General features: G+C 62.7%; 28 protein-coding genes and 1 pseudogene. 16 read left to right on the top strand and 13 right to left on the bottom strand.

Annotated elements, in window-relative coordinates; all coding sequences use genetic code 11:
* Nucleotides 1-101: 101 nt before the first annotated feature.
* Entirely contained in the window at nt 102-695 is a 594-nt protein-coding gene (locus ACFFNA_RS16320) for a class I SAM-dependent methyltransferase (protein WP_378919805.1), read from the top strand.
* A 236-nt stretch (nt 696-931) separates the two neighbouring features.
* On the opposite strand, the gene ACFFNA_RS16315 is transcribed toward ACFFNA_RS16320, so the two are convergent.
* Entirely contained in the window at nt 932-2,920 is a 1,989-nt protein-coding gene (locus ACFFNA_RS16315) for an AI-2E family transporter (protein ID WP_378919803.1), read from the bottom strand.
* A gap of 525 nt (nt 2,921-3,445) precedes the next feature.
* Between ACFFNA_RS16315 and ACFFNA_RS16310 the strand changes: the two genes are divergently transcribed.
* From ACFFNA_RS16310 to ACFFNA_RS16295, 4 genes are all read left to right on the top strand, one after another.
* Entirely contained in the window at nt 3,446-3,799 is a 354-nt protein-coding gene (locus tag ACFFNA_RS16310; RefSeq protein ID WP_111543805.1) for a hypothetical protein, read from the top strand.
* A gap of 12 nt (nt 3,800-3,811) precedes the next feature.
* Complete coding sequence (locus tag ACFFNA_RS16305) at nt 3,812-4,033, top strand: Rossmann-fold NAD(P)-binding domain-containing protein (RefSeq protein WP_378919801.1); 222 nt, start codon at nt 3,812-3,814, stop codon at nt 4,031-4,033.
* Nucleotides 4,034-4,135: 102 nt separating this feature from the next.
* Entirely contained in the window at nt 4,136-4,381 is a 246-nt protein-coding gene (locus ACFFNA_RS16300; protein ID WP_111543460.1) for a DUF982 domain-containing protein, read from the top strand.
* A gap of 132 nt (nt 4,382-4,513) precedes the next feature.
* A complete protein-coding gene (locus tag ACFFNA_RS16295; RefSeq protein ID WP_111543459.1) occupies nt 4,514-4,747 on the top strand; it encodes a DUF378 domain-containing protein in 234 nt (77 codons plus the stop codon).
* Nucleotides 4,748-4,856: 109 nt separating this feature from the next.
* On the opposite strand, the gene ACFFNA_RS16290 is transcribed toward ACFFNA_RS16295, so the two are convergent.
* Together ACFFNA_RS16290 and ACFFNA_RS16285 are read right to left on the bottom strand one after the other, a co-directional pair.
* Complete coding sequence (locus ACFFNA_RS16290) at nt 4,857-5,906, bottom strand: D-alanine--D-alanine ligase family protein (protein WP_378919923.1); 1,050 nt, start codon at nt 5,904-5,906, stop codon at nt 4,857-4,859.
* Between the two features lie 33 nt (nt 5,907-5,939).
* Entirely contained in the window at nt 5,940-6,194 is a 255-nt protein-coding gene (locus ACFFNA_RS16285; RefSeq protein ID WP_378919798.1) for a hypothetical protein, read from the bottom strand.
* 120 nt (nt 6,195-6,314) lie between these two features.
* Between ACFFNA_RS16285 and ACFFNA_RS16280 the strand changes: the two genes are divergently transcribed.
* Genes ACFFNA_RS16280 through ACFFNA_RS16265 form a run of 4 tightly spaced genes read left to right on the top strand, consistent with a single transcriptional unit; the run spans nt 6,315 to nt 9,405 of the window.
* Nucleotides 6,315-6,494, top strand: a complete 180-nt coding sequence (locus ACFFNA_RS16280; protein ID WP_378919797.1) for an RNA-binding protein — start codon at nt 6,315-6,317, stop codon at nt 6,492-6,494.
* Nucleotides 6,495-6,552: 58 nt separating this feature from the next.
* Nucleotides 6,553-7,254 (top strand): hypothetical protein, encoded by a 702-nt coding sequence (locus tag ACFFNA_RS16275; protein WP_378919796.1) that lies wholly within the window; start codon nt 6,553-6,555, stop codon nt 7,252-7,254.
* Nucleotides 7,251-8,462: a helix-turn-helix domain-containing protein gene (locus tag ACFFNA_RS16270; protein ID WP_378919794.1), complete on the top strand. Its 1,212-nt coding sequence runs from the start codon at nt 7,251-7,253 to the stop codon at nt 8,460-8,462. The genes ACFFNA_RS16275 and ACFFNA_RS16270 overlap by 4 nt, the downstream gene beginning before the upstream one ends.
* A gap of 52 nt (nt 8,463-8,514) precedes the next feature.
* Complete coding sequence (locus ACFFNA_RS16265; RefSeq protein ID WP_378919921.1) at nt 8,515-9,405, top strand: IS1 family transposase; 891 nt, start codon at nt 8,515-8,517, stop codon at nt 9,403-9,405.
* Between the two features lie 54 nt (nt 9,406-9,459).
* Here ACFFNA_RS16265 and ACFFNA_RS16260 read toward each other — a convergent pair whose 3' ends face one another.
* Nucleotides 9,460-10,074 carry a C39 family peptidase gene (locus tag ACFFNA_RS16260; protein ID WP_378919792.1) on the bottom strand — a complete coding sequence of 205 codons (615 nt, stop codon included), beginning with the start codon at nt 10,072-10,074 and terminating at the stop codon, nt 9,460-9,462.
* A 62-nt stretch (nt 10,075-10,136) separates the two neighbouring features.
* Nucleotides 10,137-10,556 carry a VOC family protein gene (locus tag ACFFNA_RS16255; RefSeq protein ID WP_378919790.1) on the bottom strand — a complete coding sequence of 140 codons (420 nt, stop codon included), beginning with the start codon at nt 10,554-10,556 and terminating at the stop codon, nt 10,137-10,139.
* 291 nt (nt 10,557-10,847) lie between these two features.
* Between ACFFNA_RS16255 and ACFFNA_RS16250 the strand changes: the two genes are divergently transcribed.
* Nucleotides 10,848-11,183 (top strand): hypothetical protein, encoded by a 336-nt coding sequence (locus ACFFNA_RS16250; protein ID WP_378919788.1) that lies wholly within the window; start codon nt 10,848-10,850, stop codon nt 11,181-11,183.
* A gap of 22 nt (nt 11,184-11,205) precedes the next feature.
* Here ACFFNA_RS16250 and ACFFNA_RS16245 read toward each other — a convergent pair whose 3' ends face one another.
* The 3 genes and pseudogenes from ACFFNA_RS16245 to ACFFNA_RS16235 form a co-directional block, all read right to left on the bottom strand.
* Nucleotides 11,206-12,405, bottom strand: a complete 1,200-nt coding sequence (locus tag ACFFNA_RS16245; protein WP_378919919.1) for an aminotransferase-like domain-containing protein — start codon at nt 12,403-12,405, stop codon at nt 11,206-11,208.
* Between the two features lie 142 nt (nt 12,406-12,547).
* Nucleotides 12,548-12,999, bottom strand: a pseudogene (locus ACFFNA_RS16240) (GNAT family N-acetyltransferase).
* A 75-nt stretch (nt 13,000-13,074) separates the two neighbouring features.
* Nucleotides 13,075-13,827: a pyridoxamine 5'-phosphate oxidase family protein gene (locus ACFFNA_RS16235; RefSeq protein WP_378919786.1), complete on the bottom strand. Its 753-nt coding sequence runs from the start codon at nt 13,825-13,827 to the stop codon at nt 13,075-13,077.
* 5 nt (nt 13,828-13,832) lie between these two features.
* Between ACFFNA_RS16235 and pdxR the strand changes: the two genes are divergently transcribed.
* The gene (gene pdxR, locus ACFFNA_RS16230; protein WP_378919784.1) at nt 13,833-15,275 is read left to right on the top strand and encodes a MocR-like pyridoxine biosynthesis transcription factor PdxR; all 1,443 of its coding nucleotides are present in this window, start codon (nt 13,833-13,835) and stop codon (nt 15,273-15,275) included.
* Nucleotides 15,276-15,277: 2 nt separating this feature from the next.
* Here pdxR and ACFFNA_RS16225 read toward each other — a convergent pair whose 3' ends face one another.
* Both ACFFNA_RS16225 and ACFFNA_RS16220 read right to left on the bottom strand, forming a co-directional pair.
* Nucleotides 15,278-15,553 (bottom strand): hypothetical protein, encoded by a 276-nt coding sequence (locus ACFFNA_RS16225; protein WP_378919782.1) that lies wholly within the window; start codon nt 15,551-15,553, stop codon nt 15,278-15,280.
* Nucleotides 15,554-15,588: 35 nt separating this feature from the next.
* Nucleotides 15,589-16,920 (bottom strand): AfsR/SARP family transcriptional regulator, encoded by a 1,332-nt coding sequence (locus ACFFNA_RS16220; protein WP_378919780.1) that lies wholly within the window; start codon nt 16,918-16,920, stop codon nt 15,589-15,591.
* A 225-nt stretch (nt 16,921-17,145) separates the two neighbouring features.
* On the opposite strand from ACFFNA_RS16220, the gene ACFFNA_RS16215 reads away from it, so the two are divergent.
* From ACFFNA_RS16215 to ACFFNA_RS16205, 3 genes are all read left to right on the top strand, one after another.
* Nucleotides 17,146-17,421, top strand: coding sequence for a DUF4242 domain-containing protein (locus ACFFNA_RS16215; protein ID WP_378919778.1), 276 nt, complete (start codon nt 17,146-17,148; stop codon nt 17,419-17,421).
* 90 nt (nt 17,422-17,511) lie between these two features.
* Nucleotides 17,512-18,042, top strand: a complete 531-nt coding sequence (locus ACFFNA_RS16210; RefSeq protein WP_378919776.1) for a hypothetical protein — start codon at nt 17,512-17,514, stop codon at nt 18,040-18,042.
* A gap of 63 nt (nt 18,043-18,105) precedes the next feature.
* Entirely contained in the window at nt 18,106-18,306 is a 201-nt protein-coding gene (locus tag ACFFNA_RS16205) for a YjiS-like domain-containing protein (protein WP_378919774.1), read from the top strand.
* 45 nt (nt 18,307-18,351) lie between these two features.
* Here ACFFNA_RS16205 and ACFFNA_RS16200 read toward each other — a convergent pair whose 3' ends face one another.
* Complete coding sequence (locus ACFFNA_RS16200) at nt 18,352-18,840, bottom strand: hypothetical protein (protein WP_378919772.1); 489 nt, start codon at nt 18,838-18,840, stop codon at nt 18,352-18,354.
* 109 nt (nt 18,841-18,949) lie between these two features.
* On the opposite strand from ACFFNA_RS16200, the gene ACFFNA_RS16195 reads away from it, so the two are divergent.
* Complete coding sequence (locus tag ACFFNA_RS16195; protein WP_378919770.1) at nt 18,950-19,546, top strand: DUF922 domain-containing Zn-dependent protease; 597 nt, start codon at nt 18,950-18,952, stop codon at nt 19,544-19,546.
* Between the two features lie 2 nt (nt 19,547-19,548).
* Here the strand turns inward: ACFFNA_RS16195 and ACFFNA_RS16190 are convergent, their stop codons facing one another.
* A complete protein-coding gene (locus tag ACFFNA_RS16190) occupies nt 19,549-20,082 on the bottom strand; it encodes an RBBP9/YdeN family alpha/beta hydrolase (RefSeq protein ID WP_378919768.1) in 534 nt (177 codons plus the stop codon).
* Between the two features lie 107 nt (nt 20,083-20,189).
* Here ACFFNA_RS16190 and ACFFNA_RS16185 point away from each other — a divergent pair, with 107 nt between their 5' ends.
* Nucleotides 20,190-20,669 (top strand): Lrp/AsnC family transcriptional regulator, encoded by a 480-nt coding sequence (locus tag ACFFNA_RS16185; RefSeq protein ID WP_378919766.1) that lies wholly within the window; start codon nt 20,190-20,192, stop codon nt 20,667-20,669.
* Nucleotides 20,670-20,690: 21 nt separating this feature from the next.
* Here the strand turns inward: ACFFNA_RS16185 and ACFFNA_RS16180 are convergent, their stop codons facing one another.
* On the bottom strand, nt 20,691-22,229 hold the full coding sequence (locus tag ACFFNA_RS16180) for an acid phosphatase (RefSeq protein ID WP_378919764.1): 1,539 nt from the start codon (nt 22,227-22,229) through the stop codon (nt 20,691-20,693).
* Nucleotides 22,230-22,469: the final 240 nt, after the last annotated feature.

Below are 22,469 nucleotides of genomic sequence, written 5' to 3'. Positions count from 1 at the left end.
CTCGTCGATTGGAACGAGAAAGTGGCGCCAAGTCGAGACACTGGCGCTGGACGTAGCGAGCGTCGCGATCCGTGCTAGAATTAGGCACATTGGGGGTCTCGATGAACGATGCTGACTACGTGCTGGGGCATGCAGAGGCGGAACTGCGCCGCCTCAGTACCCAGGCACGATTGATCGATCCGATCACGCGTCGCTTTCTGGAAGCTGCCGGGATCGCAAAAGGTATGCGCATCCTCGATATCGGCAGCGGGGCCGGCGATGTCGCGTTTCTCTGCAGCGAACTCGTTGGACCGACTGGCGAGGTTGTGGGAACTGACCTTGCCCTTGCAGCTGTCGAACGGGCGGAACTGCGCGCCAAGAATGCCGAGGCAGGCAGAATCTCCTTCAGACACGGCGATCCGGCTGAACTGATTTTTGACGAACCATTCGATGCGATAGTTGGTCGCTACGTTCTCCAGTTCATACCCGATCCAGCACAGTCGCTCCGACAGATCGTCCGTCATTTGCGGCCTGGTGGGGTCGTCGTATTCCACGAACTTGACTGGGATGGCGCTCGTTCGTCGCCCCCGTCGCCAACATACGATCAGGTATGCGGGTGGCTCAGCCGTACAATCGAGGGGCGGGAGCGCAGGTGCGCCTTGGTGCGCGACTTGCCTCTCTGTTTGAAGAGGCTGGTTTACCCTCGCCGATCCTGAGGTTGGAGGCGGTCATCTCGTCAGGACCACGGGCAGTTGACGTTGTGCACCTTGTGACCGATCTCGTGGAGACACAATTGCCGACCATGGCGAGGCTAGGGATCGTGGCAGCTTCGCAGGTCGAGCCCTTTACACTCGCTGACCGTATCCTTTCGGAGGTCGGTGCCGGCGGCACGTTGATGGGCCGATCGGAGATAGGTGCCTGGACCACCAAGCCGGAGTGAACGCACACGACCCTAGCTCGCGGTTGCGGCCTGAACCTTTTTGGGGGCGGACCGCTGCCGGCGCATACGGCGTTTGGCGATCAGCTTGACGGCAACCGGCGGCTCGTTTGACAGCGCGCCGACCACGGCGTCGACCATGCCATGGGCCACGAAATCCGCGTTCATGTCATGGGCAAGCTTCTCGGCCGTTTCCTTGTCGTCATTGCCGGTCTCCGACCAGAACACGATGCCCACCCGAAGTGCGGCCTTCGCACGCTTCAGCCGGCGAACCAGAAAACGCGCGTGCTTGACGGAATCCCGGTTCAGGAAGCCGACCACGACCGTGTCGATGGCATCGAGCTCAAGGCGGCGAATGTTCGCAGGGTCGATGTCGGCGAAGCCCACCTTCGACACTGTCGCGCCCTGCACTTCCAGTACCTGCGCAAGCATCGCCGCGGCGGCATCGTCGAGTTCGCCACGCCCGCCGGCGCACAGCACCGACATATCCGTGCCATCGGGCAGGTCGGCCTCGTCCGCGCCCGCGGCATCGTCATGGTCGCCCGGCTCCCCGGCCTCGGGCGGGACATCCTCCTCGGCCGCTTCCTGTTGCGCGTCGTCGTCGAGGTTGGCCACCAGCGTCAGGGCACTGGCCGCCACCTGCCGTCGTTGCAGGTCGCCCATGACGCCGCGCACACGGTCGCGCTCGCCCAGCAGAAGTGCCGGAATGGCCACCTTGTCGTAGAATTCGAAAAGATATTTCTCTTCCAGCATCTCCTCGGCGTGGTCGGTGGCTTCCTCCGGATCACCAGCCAGCAGCCGCTGGTAGAGGCGCGCATGGGGTTCGAGCACGGGCTCGTTGCCGAACAGTACGTCGAGGAATTCAAACTGCGGCACGTGCCTGCCCAGCACCACCAGACAGACGGTGAGCGGCGTTGACAGGATCAGTCCGAGCGGCCCCCAGAGCCACGTCCAGAAGATGGCCGCAACGATGATCGCCAGCGGCGACAGCCCCGTTCGCGAACCGTAGAGCCAGGGTTCGACGACGTTGCCGGTGACCAGCTCCATCACCACGAACAGGGCGGCCGTCCACAGGACCAGCGACCAGCCGGGTGCCACGGCCAGCGCCAGGAACAGCGGCAGCAGCATGCCTATGGCCGGGCCGATATAGGGAACGAAACGCAGCGCCAGCGCCAGCAGCCCCCAGAGCAGTGCGTTCGGAATGCCGAGGATCCACAGTCCGGCTGCAATCGGTATGGCGTAGACGATGTTGACGACCAATTGCATGAGCAGATAGCGGCCCACCCGTTTGCCGGCCTCCTGGAGCGCCTCGGTGGTGCGGTGAAGGTCGCCATAACCGACAAGCCGGATGAAGCGGTCGCGCAAATCCTCCCGTTCGAGCAGCATGAAGATAACCACGACAATGATCAGCCCGGCCGATCCGAGCGGGCTGATCAGCGGGCCGACGATGTTCTGCAGGACCTCGAGCGGCCTTTCGCGCGCGATGATCTCGACGGGCACCGGCTCGCGTGGTGGCTTTTCCGGCGTGGCGGCCGGCAGCGACGCGTCCTGCCTGTCGATCTCCTGGCCGACACGCTCGACCACGCGGCTCAATTTGGCAATGATCCCTCCCCCGACACCGGTTTCCTTGAGCGACCGGATCTTGGTCAGGATGTTGGTCTGGTAGACCGGGATGTTCTGCGCCAGTTCGCTGACCTGCGTGACGACAATGAAGCTGAACAGGGCAAGTGCCGCGAAAGCGCTGAGCACGCTGGCGATGACAGCCGCAATCCTGGGGATGCCGACCCGTTTGAGCGCCGAGACGAGCGGCGCAAGCGCGAAGGTCAGCAGCAGCGCGATGGCGATCGGCAGGAAAACCTCGCGCCCAAAATACAGCGCCGCCACCGTCGTGACGGTGGTCGCCACATTGGGCAATGACGTTCGCGGGCGGGGCGCTGCGGCCGAAAGAATGTCCTCCAACCCTTGAGCCGGAGACGCCGTGCCGTTTCGACGATTGGCCGTCACTTGGTTTCTCCCCCTGCCAACGGTCATGATCGGGCATATTGAGCCGGCGTGCAACTTTCGCCAGTGACGAGTTGCTCGTCACTGGCTGCGGGGCATTGATCAGGATGGCGCGAGATGGCCGCACTCGACGAAGCACCGGCGCCGCGAAAATCTCCGGCCCGCGCCATCCCGGCCGCGCCATGGCGATGGTCGACCGGTAGAGCGCGCGTGGCATGGTCCGAAGAGTCGGAACGGCTTTTCGCTGGAGATCATGCTCAAAACAAGAGATAAGGCCCCATCCCGAATCCATCGGGATGGGGCAAGGATCATAACTCAATCGGCTGGCTGCCGGAAATGGCCGAGATGGGTGGGACGTTGCCGTTCGGCTCAGCAGCCAGAACAAGCACGTGCGCCAGAACAGACATTCATGTCCCCTCGGTAAATCGATGGTACCGGGAACTGTATTTCCCCAGTCTCATCGCAGCGGTCCCCTTGTCGCGAGGAGGGTTCTATGTACTCTCGAAAATGCTGTGGAGAATATCCGGAATGAGACTTGCAGTGTTAGTCGCGTTGGCCACGGCAGTAACTGGATGTGTGAGCTCTCCGGTCGACTATGGAGCGTCGCTTTCGACGCAAGACCCGAAATGGGTATCGCCGGAGTGCCAACAGGCCCGTGTTGACGCTTCGAACTATGATGCTCGCGAAAAAGAGCATCCCGGTTGGGGGACCGGTATCTTCCTTGGTCCCTACGGATTAGGGCTCGCAGCAGCCATCAAAGAGCACGAGCAAAAGGAGCGAAAGATCTTCGCCCGCGAAATACATTTGCAGTGCTCGAGTTTGCCACTGCCGAAGGAGCTCGAGGGCGATCCGAGCCCCCCGGCCACGACAAAGTATCCATAAGGCGCCCTGAACATGTTCATGCGAAGCTTCGCCGCCCGCCAGGCCGGGACATCGCGCGCCATGGTGGTGATGGCGCCGGGCTGGGTCCGAACCGATCTGGGCGGTCCGGACGGGCGGCTGAGCATCGAAGAGAGCGTTCCCGGCCTGGTGAACGTCCTTCTCGCCAAGCAGGGGATTATCTCGGCCGCACCGTCCCCTGGTGACATCGTGACCGTGATGGCTGGGCAGCGGTGAGCCTGGATGCGTCTGCCGGTGGCCTCACGCTACAGTGATTGGCAACGATGCAACCCAACGCCGCCCAGAAGCGTTTACGACTGCAACGCAGTCGAGGTTCCAATGCAAACCGCATGGTTCTCCAAACCCGTGGTGGTTTCGGTCGGTGTCACCGGTTCCACCCGCAACCTGTCCAATACCCAGCAAGCCATCGAATTGCTCACGACACATTGGCGCGACGCAGGCAGCGTGAAACATCAGTCCGCGCTGCGCGCCTGCCGCCGGGCGACGAGCGGCGAAGTGTCCCCCGACATCGCCAGGGAGGCTTTTGTCGAGGCCGCGCGCGAGGCGCATATCCTGGTCGAGTAGGCCGGGTCGAGTAAGCTGGCCGCATTCACGGATCGTAGCGGTTGTTCACAATTTCGTGATCTCCGGAACCGTTTGAAACGGCAGGCGTTTTTTTGCAGACGTCTTTTTCTCAGGCAACATTAGGAGGCGTTTATGCGCAACATGAACCTCGTCACCCTCGCCCTGATCATCCTTGGCGGTCTCAACTTTCTGTCCATGGGTGTAACGGGCTATGACGTAATCGGCACGGTCCTCGGGGGCGCCATGCTGGCCCGCTTGGCCTATCTGATCATCGGCCTTGCAGCCGTATGGCAGCTCATGCCGGGCTTCCAGAGCTTTACGGTTGGGGAAGTCGATGCCGAAAGGCATATCCATCATCATCCGTGACCGGTAAGATGTGGGGCGGCGGAAAATCCGCCGCCCCACATCGCGTAAAGGCCCCACATCGCGTAAAGCCCGATCAGGCGGCCGCCATCAGCATTTCCCTGGCAAAGACTCAGACTGTTCGCGCCCCATGCCTGGCCAGCGCGTGCTCGATCAGCACGTCGATGGTCTGGCTGTAGCCTATGCCTGATGCCGCCAGCGCCTTGGCATACATCGAGATGTCGGTGAAGCCGGGCAGCGTGTTGACCTCGTTGACCAGCAGACTGCCGTCGGCGCGCAGGAAGAAATCGACGCGCGCCATGGCCTCGCAGCCGAGCGCCTGAAAAGCCTGCCGCGCCATCTCCCTTGCCCTGTCGGCGACTGCGGCCGGAACATCGGCGGGCACCTTGACCACCGCGCCGTCGGCATCGAGATATTTGGCCTCATAGGTGTAGAAGCCGTGCTTGCCGGCCGGAATGATCTCGCCGGGCAGCGACACCGTCAGCGTGCCGTCGGCCCGCTGCAGCACCGAGCACTCGATCTCGCGGCCTTCGACGAACTCCTCGATCAGCACCTTGCCGTCATAGCGGAAAGCCGTTTCGATGGCCTGCTGGAAGCCGTCCCTGTCATCCACCTTGCTCACCCCGAAGGACGATCCCTGGCGCGCCGGCTTGGCGAAGAACGGCAAGCCGAGCGCCCCGGCGATCTCCTGGAATGAACTGACATCGTTTCGATGCAAGGTCACCGAGCGGGCGACGGCAAGGCCGGCCTCGCGCATCAGCCGCTTGGCGACATCCTTGTCCATGGCGGCGGCCGAGGCGAGGATGCCGCAGCCGACATAGGCGACATCGGCGACCTCGGCATAGCCCTGCACCGAGCCGTCCTCGCCGAACGGCCCGTGCAGCACCGGAAAGACGACATCGACGGGGTCAGGCTGCGTTCCATCCCGCGACACGGCGACCAGCCTGCCCTTGCCGCCGGGCAGCAGCGCGACCTCCACACCGTCCTCGGATACCGGAGCCCCAGCCGCGTCGCCGACCGACGAACCTTGCAGCAGCCACCTGCCATCCCTGGAAATGGCGACCGGCACGATTTCATAACGCGTCCGGTCGATCGCCTTCAGCACATTGGCGGCCGAGAGGCGCGACACGTCATGTTCGGCCGAACGCCCGCCATAAAGGATGGCAACCCTTGGTAGTGCCTCAGTTTGAAATCGCTATCCGTTCTCTCCAGAGTCTGAAGGCCTTCCTGCGAGGAAGCCGGCGACCACACCTAGCAACGCGTAGGCGGGCGCGCGCTGTTCGGCTGGAATTTCAGAAAAAGCCAGAATAAGCACAGCGAGAACCACGACCGTAAACCCCACGAGCCGCGAGGAGGTTGGTCCCCAACTTTTCCCACGAAAAATCATCACAGCGGATTGGATCGCAATAAGGACGGCCGAGAATATCAGGATCGCCACGAGATTTGACATTGCTATTGCCCTTGAAGCCCGTTTGTCGAAGTTATATGCTTAGCGCCAAGCAGAGGCAGAGTCACTATGCCATCCCAAGCTAAACCCAAGCGTCCGCGCGATCCCAACCAACTCGGCAAGATGATCGTCGATATCAGCGTCGGTGAAGCCGAAGACGTTGCGCCGGTCGAACCGTCGAAGAACGAAGCCGCGGCCGCGCTCGGCAGACTTGGCGGCGCAGCTCGTGCAAAGAACATGACGCCAGAGCGGCGCGCCGAGATTGCCAAGAAAGCGGCTGCGAAACGCTGGTCCCAGACTTGACTTTTTTAGGCATTTGTCCAAACTGACTTCAGTTGCTTCGCGGCTGAAGGATTCGCCCGTGACAAATCTAGACCTCTCTCGCCAGATTCTCGCTCACGACATTGATCCTGAATTTTTGCAGTCCGTAGCCGTCGACCTGGCTTGGGAATATCACCTCCTGTACGAAGATTTGCGCGCGAATCGTGCCTTGCCGGTGGAAATGAAGCTCGAGCAGTTTGCCGACAGACGAGGCAGCTGCGCTGTCAACGCACTTGTGCGCTCATGCCAAAAGCACGGCGTGCCTTATAATTTCCGGGCATTGGAGTGCAACGGCCAACAGAAACTGATCGTAAAGATTGGTCGGGTGGTGCTGATCCAAGAACCAATGCTCGAATTGTCCGAAAAGCCTAGGGTTTCGGATTACAAGCGCGATCTGGCGGACACCCACAGCTTGATCCGGCAACTTGAACTCAATCTCGGCGATCAGCCGAGCCGCATCTTGGATTGGTCCGGCGACATTCTGGCAGTCCTTCTCCATGGAGCCGCTGGCTCTAGATTCAAACGTGAGCATCTTGCACTCGGCGGCCTTTTGCTCGCGGTTCCCGACGCGTCTTATTCCATGTGGGTTATGCGGCTTGATCTCCATCGGGTTGCAATGTTCGGCCTCGGCAACGCTGACATCACGCCCGATCCGACCATGGAGATTAATGGAAATGTTCAGCGCGACAGGGTTGTCGCCAAGCTGAAGCGCAACAAGCGCAATGCAGGGTTTAAGGCATGAGTATCGGGGTAAAGACTTTTCACGGCGAGCGTTTGCGGGAAGCGCGGCTTTCGCGGGGCCTTTTCAAAAATGCCTTAGGTGATCTGATTGGCGTAACAGGTACGGCAATTACCAGATATGAAGATGGTGTAGACAGGCCGCCAGCCGACCGGCTTGAAGCTATCGCTCGCCAGCTCAACTTCCCAATTGAATTTTTCCTGAGTGCAGCGTGGCCCGAACAGATCGAGCTCGTGCATTGGCGATCTCAAGCATCAGAAAGCAAAAGCGCACGAGAAATGACTGAGCAGCGAATGCGTTGGCTTTGTGAGATTTACGCATATCTCGGTTCAGAAGTTGATTTCGGGTTTTCACCGTTGCCTGATTTCGACGTGCCTGCCGACGTACATTTTATTACGGGCCAAATGATCGAGCGTGTTGCTATGGAGGTCAGACAGGCGTGGGGACTACGATCGGAACCTATTCCAGATATGATTCTGGCGCTTGAGAATTCTGGGATACCGGTCACCACCATTAACTTTTCATCAGAGAAACAGGATGGATTTTGCTTTAAATCTAATTTGCTGGACAAAGTTTTTGTCGGCATAAATATCGAGAACGCAAGCTGTTCTCGTGCAAGGCTAGATGCCGCGCATGAGCTTGGCCACTATATTTTGCACAAGAATGTTAGCGTAGCTCAAGCGCGACATCCTACCACCCACAAGATAATGGAGAAACAGGCATTCCGATTTGCCGGCGCGCTTCTATTTCCTCGTGATGCTTTTTTGGAGGAAGTTGGCTCGGTTTCTCTCGACTATTTTTGTGCATTGAAGCGGCGATGGGGCATGGCGATCTCGGCAATGGTTGTGCGGGCCGGTGACCTTGGTTTGATCGATGCTGAGGAAATTGGGATTTTGTTCCGCAGTATGACTAAGCGGCGATGGCGAGGTATTCGGAGGGAACCCTTCGACACAGAAATGAAGATGGAAAGACCGAGAATGTTACGGCGAGGTTTTGAGGCTATGTTCAACTCAGGAATATTCTCGAAAGCTGCAATTGCCTCGGCGCTTCCTCATCCGCCACGAGAAATCGAAGACATCGCTAGCCTTGAGCCTGGCTCCTTAAGCCAAAGTTCAAGTCCGCAAATGCCTGTATCTATCCGCCAAGCAAATCACGGTGTGGTCGATTTGGAGTCGGGAAACGTGCTCCAGTTCCCGCGCAGGCAAAATTAATACCTGAACGTTCATGCTTGACGCCAAGCAAGATGGTTCTTATATTAGGGGCATGAACAAGCTGCCCCGCGAAAAGCGTATTCAAATCCTCCACTTGCTGGTCGAGGGAAACAGCTTGCGGGCTGCGGCACGGATCACCGACACGGCCTTCAACACGGTTGCCAAGCTGTTCGTTGACGCTGGCCGCGCCTGCCTCGCATATCAGGATGAGGCGCTTCGCGATCTGCCTTGCAAAAGGGTGCAGTTGGACGAAATCTGGTCGTTCGTTTACGCGAAGCAGAAGAACGTCGCGGCTGCGAAAGCTGCGCCAGATGAGGCTGGCGACGTTTGGACGTGGGTTGCCATTGATGCCGATACGAAGCTTGTTCCATCATGGCGGATCGGCGACCGTTCGGGCATGACAGCGATTTCCTTTGTCGATGATCTCGCCTCACGGCTTCGCAATCGCGTCCAGATCACCACAGACGGCCATCGCGCTTACCTTGAAGCTATCGAAGGCTCTTTCGGTGCCGACGTTGACTATGCCGTCTTGCACAAGGTCTATGGTGCCACTTCCGAGAGCGCCAAGGGCCGCTACAGCCCTGCGGAATGCATTGGCATTGAGAAGCATAGGATCGAGGGAAACCCCGACATAGCGCACGTCTCCACCTCCTACGTCGAGCGGCAGAATTTGACTATGCGCATGTCAATGCGCCGGTTCACGCGGTTGACGAACGCCTTCTCGAAAAAGGTCGAAAATCACGCACTGTCGGTCGCGCTCCACTACATGCATTACAATTTCGCGCGCATTCACAAAACGCTCCGGGTTTCCCCTGCAATGGCGGCTGGCGTGACGGAAAAGCTTTGGTCGGTAGCCGATATTGCCGACATGGTTGACGCTGCCGCCCCGAAGGCTGGCCGTCGCGGCAATTACAAAAAGCGCGAAGCCGCAATTTCAAACTGATGCACTACCCAACCCTTGTCTTGTCCGTCATCGAAACTCCTCAACTGTCGAAAATCAAATGGCGACCGCAATGCCGCGATTGGCGAAGCGGTCGAAATCGGCCGGCGCCAACATTGCGTTCTCCTGTGTGGCACTGGTATGGCCGGACGGATTGTGGAAGCGGAAACACTTGTCCGACACCGCGGTGACCAGCACCAGATGGCCGCCCTTCGAGGGCGGCTCGCGCTCGGGCCAGCGGATCGAGCTGCTGACCGAAGCGATGAAGAAGCGCGGCCGCGCCAGGATCGCCGGAATGTCTGACGTCGCGACATTGGTCATCACCTCGGCCTGCAGGCCAAAAACCTCCCGCACGAAGCTAGCGAACGGTGCATAGATCAGCCCCTTGATCGAGCCCGCGGTGACGACATAGCCGCCATATCTAGTGCATCGCCTGGCGAGCTCGATCGTCGGCACGATCTCGCCGCGCGTCGCCAGGATCATCTTCAGGCATGCCATGCCGCAGATATTGGCGGCCCAGATTGCATATTCGTCCGGTGTCTCCGCCCCCGAATTTTGCCACAGCGGATCGCGCCGCAGCGCGACTTCAGCACCCTCGGCGAGCACGTCCATGGTCATGTCTGATGTTTCCCACTGGCTGAAAAACGGCACGGTTTCAGGCAGCGGACTCATGCGACTCCTTGATCAGTTTGCGGATTCTCGTATACGAGGATACGAGACGGATAGAAAGTCACTCAAAAGGTGATTTTTATCGAAGGGGCGCTGCGCGCGGCCGGCCCGTGATGGACGGCCTCGATGTTGTTGCCGTCCGGATCGAGCAGGAAGGCGGCGTAGTAGCCGGGATGATAGGGCCGCTCGCCCGGCGCGCCATTGTCCTTGCCGCCGCCGGCGAGCCCGGCCTTGTAGAAGGCATCGACCATGGCGTGGTCCCTTGCCTGGAAGGCGAGATGATGGCGGCCGGTGAGCTTTCCCAGTGCCGCCGGGCTGTCGGCACTGGAGACGAACAGTTCGTCGGCCCAGAAAAAGTCGTCGCCGGTGCCGCCGATCGGAACATCGAGCACCTGCAGGACCGCCTCGTAGAAACGCCGGCTGGCAGTCAAATCCCTGACCACCAGCTGGATATGGTCGATGAGCCGGCCGCGATGCAGTTCCATGAAAATTCCTCCTCGCAAGGCTTTCGAATTTAGGCTCGGACAGGACGCCGTCAATGTGGGTGCTTGCTGACCGCCAAGTCCTACCACACGTCCTGCCCTGGAGCCCTCGGTCTATCTTTCAAACAGAAAAGCCCGCCGGGAGGGGGATCCGGCGGGCCTTTGGAAAGCTCATAACGAGCTTTCAGACGTCTGACGGGGGATCAGACATGGTGAGAACTTTTATGTGCCGCAGAGGTTCCACCTCGAACAAAAAAATCCGCCAGCGGGTTGTCTGTCCTCGGAAGCCGGATCATGCGTCAGGCGATCAATCCCGTTCAGCTGGAACCTTTTGTTCGGAGCCAGGTTCTTGTGACGCGGCTCGGAGGAATTAAGTTGGACAGTTTTCAGAGGCTCGAAGCACTGGTCGACAGTGCCGGCGTCGGCAGCATCAAAGAAGCGAACGCTTTGCTGCGTCGCTTCAAGGGCAGATCGCAGATGATCACGGCGGCCATCGACGAGTTCATGCTGGATTTCATGACACTGGTCTTCGTCGTCGAAACCGGCGAGGAAGGGTTCGAAAACCCAATCCGCAAGCTGGCTCGCGGCAGGCTTTCGAATCTCAATCAGCTGGTGAACGTGGCGGCGTAGGGTGCCGACATCAGGCGTGGGCTCAGCCCTTCAGGATCGCCGCCAGCCGGGGTATGCCCTCGCTCACGGCGCGCCGGTCGGCGAGCGTGAACGACAGCCGCAACGTGTTGCGTCCGGTTGCGTCGGCAAAGAACGCACTGCCGGGCACGAAGGCGACGCGTGCCTCCTTCACCGCCCGCGCCAGAAGTGCTGTGGCGTCGGACCCCTCGGGCAGCGTCACCCAGACGAACATGCCGCCTTCCGGGCGGCTCCAGGTCACGCCTGCCGGCATGTTGGCTTCGAGTGCCGTGAGCAGGCCGTCGCGGCGCTCGCGATAGGCGCCGATGAGTTTTTCCACCTGGCCGTCGAACACGGCCTCGGCCACGCGGTGCATCACCACCTGGTTGATCGACGGGCTGTGCAGGTCGGAGGCCTGTTTCATCAGCACCAGCTTCTCGACGATATGGCGCGGCGCACACACCCAGCCGACGCGCATGCCCGGCGACAGGATTTTCGAGAACGAGCCGCAATACAGCGTGCGTGCCTTGTCGATGCCGCCGGAACGGGCGCAGTCGAGCGCCAGAATCGGCAGCACGCCCTCGCCGTCATAGCGCAGCGCGCGATAGGCGGCGTCCTCGATGACGGCAATGTCGAGCTCGCCGGCGAGGTCGAGCACGGCCTCGCGCTGCTGGCGGTTCAACGTCTCGCCGGTCGGGTTGGCGAAATCCGGCACCAGATAGGCGAACTTGGCCCGGCCGCCATTCGTGGCGGCGGCAGCGCGATAGGCCGCCGGCGTCATGTTGCCGCCGTCAATCGTCAGCCGCTCATAGCGCGGCTCATAGGCGTTGAACGCCTGCAGCGCGCCGAGATAGGTCGGCCATGTCACCAGTGCGGTGTCGCCCGGCGACAGGAACAGTTTGCCGAGATAGTCCAGCGCCTGCTGCGAGCCGGAGGTGATGAAGATGTTGGCCTCGTCGCAGGCGACGCCGAGCTTGCCCATCTGCCCGGCCAGCCAGCGCCGCAACGGCAGATAGCCTTCCGAGACCTGGTACTGCAGCGCAGCGCCTGCCTCGCCGCCGCCCAGCACATCGGCATAGGCGTCACGGATGGCTTCGGCCGGAAACAGCGCCGGGTCGGGAATGCCGCCGGCGAACGAGATGATGTCCGGCTGGTCGAGCAGCTTCAGCAGTTCGCGGATTTCGGACGCCTTCATGCGCGACGAGCGCGAAGCCAACAGATTCATCAACGTCAAAGCGCGCCTCCCGCGACAATTTTTATATAGGTCAACCTGACTGACCTATATCAGCCCTCCCCGGCAATTTGAATAGAGCCTGACAGCCTTCCGCTATACGCCAGTCGCGGCCGGCCTGGAACCGCGCCTGGCATCACAAGGTCTTCTTGCAGCCGAGATGACTGCCGGTGAAGCCGAGGTCCTCATAGAAGCGGTGCGCGTCCGCTCGCGACCTGTCGGTGGTGAGCTGGACAGGCTGCAGTTGTGTGCGCGGCATTGCGCGATCGCCCAATCGATCATCTGCCTGCCGATCCCGCCCGAGCGCCGGTGGCTGGCAATCCGGACCGCCTCGATCTGCCCGCGCCAGGCACCTTTGTGCGAGAGCACGGCAAGAAAGGTGATCTGCAACGTGCCGATCACCTCGGCGCCGTCGACGGCGACCGCCAGCAGCTGGTTGGGATCGGCGTCGATGGCGTTGAAGGCATCGACATAACCGCGCGCCAGCGGCACCGAGGTGTCCTCACGGCCGGCGCCAAGCGGATCGTCGGCCAGCATCGCGACGATATTAGGCAGGTCGGACGCTTGCGCTCGGCGGAATTCGATCATGGTTGCATGACTTACGGCGCAGTGCCGGTGGCGGCAAGGCACTTCAGTTGGCAGTGGGGGTGCCAACTTTACAGGCTACAGTTCACCTTCATACACCAGTTGCGCCTGCATCAGCGCTCGATCGAGCCTTTCGCCCTCGGCATAGCCGGACAGGTTTTGCGGCCGTTCGATACCAGGCAGCAGCCTTGGGCACGGCTCGGCAGCGCCGATCACCATCCGCACCGGAATGACGCCGGCCCACACCGGATGCCCGTAATCCTCCTCGTCGTCGCCGACGCCCTTGGCGCGCACCTTGGCCGACGCCTCCTCGATGCGCATGCCGATAACCGTCGTCGCCTTGGCTTCCTGCACTGAAATGGGCCGCAGCGTCTCGGATCGGCCGGGGTAGAAGCGGTCGACGACACCGGCCAGCGCCTTCAGCTTCTCCTGCGGTTCATCGATGATCCGCGCCGTGCCGAAGCACATTGCCGAGCGGTAGTTGGCGGAATGGTTGAAGCCCGAGCGCGCCAGCACCAGCCCGTCGAGATGCGACACTGTGAGACACGCCGGCGTGCCGCCGCGCAGCTGGCGCAGCATGCGGCTGGCCGAAGAGCCGTGCCAGTAGATCCTATCGTCCTCGCGCCAATGGATGGTCGGCGTGCAATAGGGCTGGCCGTCGAATGTGTAGGCGACATGGCACAACAGCCCGGCATCCAGCACCGCGAAGACGGCGGCACGGTCGTAGCTGCCGCGCTCGTGCAGGCGCTTCACCCGGTTGCGGCTGGTGGTCGGAAAGCTGGCGGCGACGTCGTTCACGGCTTGCATCCTTGTCTCTAGTCTGCCAACCATGCGTCATGGCATTGGTCGATAAAAGAACCAATCACAGTGAGAAAATTCAGACCAATCCACCGGATTGGTCGGCGCTGATCCCGGTCCTGCCGGGCGATGGCCCGCGCAGCCGCGAGCTCTATGCGGCACTGCGGCGGCTGATCGAGACCGGCGCGCTGGCCGCCGGCGCCAAATTGCCGACCACCCGCGACCTCGCCCAACGCTTCGGCCTGTCGCGCTCGGCGGCGGTCGCCTGTTTCGAAATGCTGATTTCGGAGGGCTTTGCCACAGCCAAGGTCGGCGCCGGCACCTTCGTCGCGCCTGACGTGCCGCATCTGCCGGTTGCCATGATCAGGCCGCGTCCACCCGAGATCGACATCGCGGCCTCGCTGCCTTGCGGCCTTGGCGTGGCGGTATCCAATCCGCGCACGCTGAACCTGTTTCGCATCCTGTTGTCGCGCCACCTCGCCCGCCCCGGGCCGGAGCATTTCCGCTATGGCGATCCGCGTGGCGGCCTCGCCCTGCGCAGCGCGATAGCAACCTATCTCAGGACCGCGCGCGGCGTGCGCTGCGATGCCGGCCAGATCGTGCTGACCTCGGGCACGCAGCAGGGGCTGGATCTTTTGGCGCGCGCCGCCATCCGGCCAGGTGACGCCGTCTGGATCGAAAACCCCTGCTATCCCATGGCGCATGCCGTGCTGGCCGGCAGCGGCGCCAGGGTTGTCGGCGTTCCGGTCGACGAGGAAGGGCTCGATCCCGAGATCGGCGAAAGCCTCTGCCCAAGGGCGCGCGCGGCCTATGTCACGCCCTCGCATCAATATCCGCTCGGCGTGACGATGACGATGCGCCGCCGCCTGGCGCTGCTCGACTGGGCGCGGCGCAACGATGCCTGGATCATCGAGGACGATTACGACAGCGAGTTCCGCTATGCCGGCCCGCCGCTGACCTCGCTGCAAGGCATGGATGGCGCGGGCCGCGTCGCCTATCTCGGCACCTTCTCGAAAATCCTCTTCCCCGGCCTGCGCATCGGCTATGTCGTGGTGCCGGAAGCGCTGCTCGATGCCGTCATGGCGGTCAGGGCGCGCTCCGACCGCTTCCCCTCGACGCTGGCCGAAGGCGCGCTGACCGACCTGTTGAACGAAGGCCATTTCGCCGCGCATCTGAGACGCGTGCGCCGCCGCGTCCAGGCCGCGCGCGACGTGCTGGCCGCCGGCCTTGAGGTGCATTGCGGCGACAGCCTCGACGTGACCGTGCCCGAACAGGGCTTGCACCTGATGGCGACGCTGAAGGGGGCCGGACCGGACACCGCGATCGTCGAGGCGGCGAAAGCGGCGGGCGTCGGCGCCCGTGCCTTGTCCTCGATGTTCATCGGCGGTCCGACACGCAAAGGCCTGGTGCTGGGCTTTTCGGGGTTTTCGGACGAGGAGCTTTTGGCGGCCACGATCAGGCTGGGCACACTGTTCCGGTAGGTTCAGCTGCGCCGCGTGACAAAGCCGGCGGCGCGGGCGACATGCGAATCGCGGTGCGTTCTGGCCGCCAGCGCCAGCCATTCTCGCGCGACGGCGTCGGCCGTCTCAGGCCGGTCCAGCTTCAGATTGACTTCCACCTGGCTCGCCAGGATTTCCACTTGCAAACCGGCATAACTGTCGGTGTCGCGCATGCAGCGCCGGCGCGCCTCGCCCAACCACTCCATGGCCGGCTCGAACGCCTCTTCTGCTGCATAGGTCAACGCCAGCGCGCGGGCCACAGCCCCTTCCCAGCAGGGATCGTTCATCTGACAGCTCAGCGCAAAGGCTTCCTCCAGCCGGGACGCAAATCATCGGGACGCGCTTGCTGGCGGGTGCGGGATTCGCTGAGCACCGCCACCGGCCAAGGCCGGAACGACATCCTACGTTGTTCTTCGACCAGCGCCAGGCAGTCCGCCAGCCAGAGGTCGGCTTCCTCCAACCGATCGGCGGCGAGCAGCCCCCAGCCGCCAAGTCCCAGCGACCAGATCTCGCGGCGGCGGTTGCCGGCCGAGCGCGCCTGCTCCAGTGACAGCGCGTAGTGATCGAGCCCTTCACCGACCCGACCCCAGTCGACCAGATTGAAACCGATGACGCCATGGATGCCTGCCAAATCGTCGTCCCCACCGGCCAATTCCAGCGCCTGCGCGAGATAGGTCGCGGCCGACGGGCGCCGCCCGGCTAGCGCCTCGACATAGCCGAGTTCGCGAAAGCCCGCCGAAGCGATGGCTGCATTGCCCCCCTGACGCGCCAATTCCGTGCTCTGGCGCAGCAGCACCGAGCCTTCGTCGTCATAACCTTTGACCGAATGCACAAGCGCTGCGCCAAGCTCGAACATGGCGCGCGAGGTCAGATGCGCATCCTTGTGCTTTTCGGCGTCGCGCACGGCGCGGCGCAGGCAGTCGATGCCGGCGTCCACGGCACCCGCCGAAAGCGCGGCAAGCCCCGACTGCATCAGCGAGATGACGAAGGCCTGGCGTGAGATGCCGCTGGGCGGAGACGAGATGGTGCGGCGCGCCGCACTGCGCAACGCGGCCGACGGCTTTTCGCCAAGCTCGGCCACGAACACAGCCTCGGTCGCCTCGACCTGTTCGAGCGCCGCTTGGTAGCGGCCGGCCAACGCCAGGCTCTTTACCAGCAATATATGCGCGCTTTCGTCATAGGGGCTGCGCCGCACGCCAAGTTCGGCCAGCCGCGTGGCGCGGCCATGATCCTCGACCGACATGGCGCGGATGGTTTCCTGCCGAATCCGGGATTCGACGATGCCGGCGATGCGCTCGCGCTCGACCAGCAGCCAGGTGGCGAATTCCGGACTGCAGCGCGGCTCCAACGCGCCGAGCAGCGGGCCGGCGGCCTCGATGTCGAAATCGTCGCGGTCGAGGCGCAGCACGTCGATGTCCAAATCGTCGGCAAAGCGGCCCTCGATCGGGTCACCGTTCAGACAGTCGGCGGTGTTGAGCGCCTTGCGCAGCGAGGCCAGGCACCAACGCAGCGAACCCAGCGGATCGACGGTCTCGGGAAACAGCTCCGCCGCAAGTGTGCGCCGGTCGAGCGGCGCGCGCGCCAGAAGCACGCGGGCCAGCAGCGCCCAGGCCTGATGACCACGCACAGGTTGGCTCCGCCCATTCGCATCGAGAATGGCGGGGTCGCCAAGAAGCCTGATGGTAGCGCCCAATTTTTCCACCATGTGCCTGCCCCATCCTCGCAAATGGCATGCGCCACCACCGTGGGACGAAGCGTGTGACCGTTCTCGCGGCGTTTCCTTGGCGGGCAGCACACCGGGTCGAACGTCGATCGGTTTTATCGGGCCGTCAACCTACAACGGAGACCGACAATGCCAACTTTCATCATCGAACGCGAGATCGCAGGCGCCGACAGGCTGAGTGCCGACGAGCTCAAGGAGATCTCGGCCAAGTCCAACGAGGTCGTGGCCGGCCTCGGCGTACCCTACAAATGGCTCACCTCCTATGTCGCCGGCGACAAGATCTACTGCGTGCACGAGGCCGAAAGCGCCGAGATCATCAAGCGGCATGCCCGCGAGGGCGGCTTTCCCGCCAACAAGGTGACGGAGATCGCCGCCTTCATCGGCCCGCAGACCGCAGGCGCCTAACCAGCCATGGTGGCGGACCACGCGTCCGTCCACGACCGAGGCGCTCGGGCCGATACGGCCGGTGCGCGATAGCAAGCTTATGGAGTTAACATGACAATCTTTCCTTGGACCCGGCGCCTTGCCGCCCTGTCCATGCTGTCCGCCGTCGCGTTGACGGCGGTTCATGCCCATGGGGCCAACACCTCTGTAGCCAGTGACATGAACGTCCTGGCGCAAAAGGTGCGCGCCACCAACGGCCGGTTCGAGAATGTGGCGACGGCCACCGCCGAAGGCTACGCACCGATCCCTTGCGCCAGCGGCATCACCGGTGGGGCCATGGGCATCCACTATGTCAACGCAGCCTACCTGAAGGACGATGCGGTCGATCTCGCCAAGCCGGAAGCGGTGATGTACGAGCCGATGGCAGACGGCATGCTGAAGCTGGTGGCGGTCGAATACATCACCTCGAAGGGTCCGGCCTCACTCGAGGGGCAGCTGTTCAACTTCAACAGCGCGCCCAATCGCTATGGCCTCGGGGCCTTTTACGAGCTGCATGTCTGGGCGTGGAAGAAGAACCCGACCGGCACCTTCGCCGACATGAACCCCACCGTATCCTGCGATGCGATGAGGATGGGCGACTGACGCCTCGTCAGGGTTTGCCGGCGCGACGCCGGCAAGCCCTTCGCGCTGAATTCCGAGGAAACCATGACCGAAATTGAAAGCGTCCCGAGGAACGCCCGACAATGGCGCTTGCCCTCGACCCTGCTGGCACGCCTGGCGCGCCGCTGGCGCCACCGTCGCGACCGACGCCATCTGGAGGCGATGCCCGACTTCATGCTCAAGGACATCGGCATCAGCCGGTCCGATATCGATTATGTCGCGACGCATGGCGAGACCACGCGGTAGACGCCGCATCACACTGGCGTTGGCGGTGTTGCAAAGGCCCGCGCCTCAATCCCCATCCGCTGGCGCGGCCTTGCCGCACTGCGCCAGCACCTTGCCTATTGCCCCGCTCGAGCCCTTCAGCGGAAAGCTGGTCTGGCCGTATTTGGCCGCACCGACGCTGACATCGCCTTTCCCGCGCAGCAGATCCAGCAGCGGATCGGCCCGGGCCAGGTTCACCACGAAGTAGTTGTACATGGCTTCGAGCTGCAGCGTCTTGGTCACCGTCTTGCCGTCGGCCTTGAAATCGAAGGCGCCGCTGATGCCGGGCTCCAGCTGCTGGCCGGTGGCGCCGAGGTCGTAGCTCAGCACCGGCGTGTCGAAACAGGTCAGCATCAGATGCGCATCACCTTTCGGCCCGCCGCAGACCGAGGCGGTCAGCACGCTGCCACCCTCGTCTTCCTCCATCTTGGCGCTCCAGCCGCTGCACGACGCGGCAAACGCCGGCTGCGCGGCCTGCAAGACCGCCACCACACCCGCGACGATGAGATATCTCATGACTTCCCCCTCAGACATTTGCGGCCGCACCCGTCGGCATTCTATAGGAAAAGCCATCCGGTGGCATCGCCCGTTGCGGCGTCCTGTCCTGATTGTGCGGAGAGCGGTGTTGAGAGCCTGTGTTCGTCTGTGCCTTTTGCTGGCCGCCCTGCTTGCCTCGCCGCTCGCCGCCCATGCCGACTGGAAGCCGGTCGAGAAGGTCGAGACCTACGCCATCTCGGGCCAGTCCGGGCCGGAACTCTACCGCTCGATCGGCGAGAACGGTCCGAAGCTCGGCGTTGCCCGCGCCATCGCCCACACCAATTTCAAGCTGACCTGGACCAGGGACTATCAGGCGCGAGCCGGAGCCTGCGTGCTGGTCTCGGCACGGCCGAAGCTCATCATCACCTACACCTTGCCAAGCCCCTCAGCGCCGCTGCCGCCAGCCGTCGAGAAAAACTGGGAGGTTTTCATCGCCGGCGTCAGCGCCCACGAAAAAGTGCATGGCGCTGATATCATCGACATGGTGCGCAAGATCGAGACAGCGACCGTCGGCCTCAGCGTCGCCGGCGACCCCAAATGCAGCAAGATCCGCAGCGAGATGACGAAGCGCCTGTCCGAACTGTCACAGGCGCAGCGGCAAGCGAGCCGCGATTTCGACCGCGTCGAACTCGGCCAGGGCGGCAATCTGCAAAAACTCATCCTTGCCTTGGTGAATGGCGGCTGACGCTAGCTTTCAGAAACGAGACCGTCGAGAAGCGCAAAACCTTGCGGCCAGTCGCCCATGCCACTCTCGGCATTGATGTGACCGAACGGGCCGATGATGCCAAGGCCGCTGCCCCAATGCTTCGCCCTCGCCTCTGCATAGTCCGGCGCGCCATAGGGATCGTTGGTGCTGGTCACCACCAGCGAGGCAAAGCGCAGCCGGCCCTCGGGAATTTTGGCAAAGGCCATGCCGTAGGTCGGGAAGACGGCCGCTGTCGGATCGGGAACGCCGACCAGCAAGGCCGCCTTGACCGGGCGCCGCGAGATCTTCTGCCAATGTGCCACCAGCAGGCAGGACAGGCTGTGCGCGACCAGCACCGGCGGTTCGGGCGCCTCGATCACGGCAGCCTCCAGCGCCGCCAGCCAGTCGGTCAAATCGGGCAGGTCCCAGCTCGATGGCTGGAACCGCCGCATCGCCGGGTTGGCGCTTTCCCAGCGCGTTTGCCAGTGCGCCGGACCCGAACCGCCGCTGCCGGGCAGGATGATGAAATGCGTCATGTTGCCTTGCTCCTATCAGTCAGGAGAGCATGGTGGCGTCTTGTCACCACCCCGAGAATGGGAAATCATCGGAAAAGTCGCGGCATTTCCGATGGATTCAAAGTGGCATGAAAAACAGCGATGAGCGCGCGCCGCTCGACCCGACCGACATCGCCATTGTCGAAGCCATGCAGGAGAACGGCCGCATCGGCATGTCCGAGCTTGGCCGCCGGGTCGGCCTGTCGCAACCGGCGACCTCCGAGCGGGTGAAACGGCTGGAGGAGCGCGGCGTCATTGCCGGCTACACCGCTGTCATCGATCCGGCCGCCCTTGGCCTCGGCATGATGGCGATCATCCGGGTGCGCACCACGCATGAGCACATCCGCCCCTGCCTGAAGCAATTCGCCGAGATGCCGCAGATCACGGAGGTGCACCGACTGACCGGCGAGGATTGCTTCATCCTGAAAGTGGTCGTCCCCTCGCCGGCGCAGCTTGAAACCATCGTCGACGCCGTGGCCCGCCACGGCGCGGTCACGACGGCGCTGGTGCTGCGCAGCGAGACGCCGAAGCCGATCGGCCGCGACCTGATCCGGAGATCAGGCAGTTAGAGCAATATACGTTCCCCTGCCCTAGCGGCCGAGATCGAGCGCAGCACTCAGGTCGCCCATCGGCGGCTGGTCGTTGTTGCGCAGCGCCTTGTCGCGGGCGACGATGCCGGACAGCACCGGCAAATCGTAGCGGGCGGTGATGAAGCGCAGGATCGACGTCGTGTCGTATTGCGTGTGGTCGACCGTGCCCATCTTCGCATAGGGCGAGATGATGAAGGCCGGGATGCGGTTGCCCGGCCCCCAGCGGTCGGCCTTCGGCGGCGCGACATGGTCCCAGAAGCCGCCATTCTCGTCATAGGTGACGACCACCAGCATATGGCTCCACTGCGGGCTCTTCTCCAGATGCGAGACGAGATCGGCGAGATGCTGGTCGCCGCTCGCCACATCGGCATAGCCGCCATGCTCGTTGAGATTGCCTTGCGGCTTGTAGAAACTCACCGCCGGCAGCTTGCCGTCGTCGATCGCCTTGATGAATTCAGCGCCATCCAGGCCGCCGTCCTTGAGGTGTTCGGTTCGCGCGGCCGTGCCGGGCGCGTAAGCGGCGAAGTAGTTGAACGGCTGGTGATGGAACTGGAAGTTGGGCACCGGCGTCGCGTTCTTGCCGTCGAGCGTGGCCTGCCAGGCGCCGGCATACCAGGCCCAGCTGACACCCTTCAGCGACAACAGGTCGCCGATGGTGATGTCGTGCTGCGGCGGCAGCGTGGTCGGCTGCGCCGGATCGGCAAGTGCCTTGTCGCCGCCTTCGGCCGGCTTGTTGGCGCTCGGCTCGTAAGGTGGCTGCATGGTGTTGACGGCGTAGAAGTCGGGCGTGATGGCACCGTCATTGACGAATTTCGGCGCGCCGCCGAGTGCCGAGGCCGGCGAGTTGTCGGCAACCTTCAGCGTCGTGCCGTCGGCTTCGACGACCGCGATCTGCCCCTTCACCGGGCTGGTGTCGGCGTGCGGATAGACCGGCGCGCAGGCGCAGGCGAGCATGATATGGTTGAGGAAGGAGCCGCCGAAGGCGCCCTGGAAGAAATTGTCGGCGAGCACATACTTCTTCGCCACCGCCCACATCGGCAGCACCGAGCCGTCATAATGGCCCATCACTAGGCCGCCGGAATCGGCCCAGGCGACGAACTTGTCGTTCCGGCCAGCATCGATCTGCATCTGCTCCTGGTAGAAGCGATGCCAGAGGTCGCGCGTGATGACGGAGGTCTTCTCGTTGAAGCCGCTGGCGTCGTCGATGGCGAAGCTGGCATTGCTGAGATGCGCCGACTGCGCCTCGGTCACCGGCGGCGTCACGCCCTTGGCGGTCAGGCCGCCCCAGGCCGGCGGCAATTCGGTCAGCGGCTTGCCGTCGCGGTCGAGCTGGTGCACCTGGTCGGCCGAAACGTTGGCCAGGCCGTTGGCGCCGGGGAAGCCGCCATAGAGATTATCGAAGCTGCGGTTCTCGGCATAGATGACGACGACGGTGTCGATCTTGTCGTAGCCGGGCGGGGCAGCGATGGCTGTAACCGGAATCGAGGCCAGCGCCGTGCCGGCCAAGCAAAGCGAGGTAAAAAGCGTGAGCCGCGTCATGGGAAGTCCTCATGGCTAGGGTGATGGCTAGAGGGGCAATATATGGCTGGGGCGACGAGCCATGGCTGCAGACGCTAGGTCGGCGCCTTGTCACCTTTGTGACATTTGCCGTCCATCCGAACACGGTTGCGTGAGCGGGTGGGCTGGTCATCAATCCGTTGCAGTGCGGACCTAATTCCGGAACAAACCGGACTGAACCTTATGACGGCAAGACGACGGAAAGGCCTGATGATCGCGACC

The sequence above is a fragment of the Mesorhizobium kowhaii genome, assembly GCF_042431665.1.
GTDB lineage: Bacteria > Pseudomonadota > Alphaproteobacteria > Rhizobiales > Rhizobiaceae > Mesorhizobium > Mesorhizobium kowhaii.
Note: the sequence above shows the minus strand (reverse complement) of the source record. Positions and strands in the feature narration are given on the sequence as shown.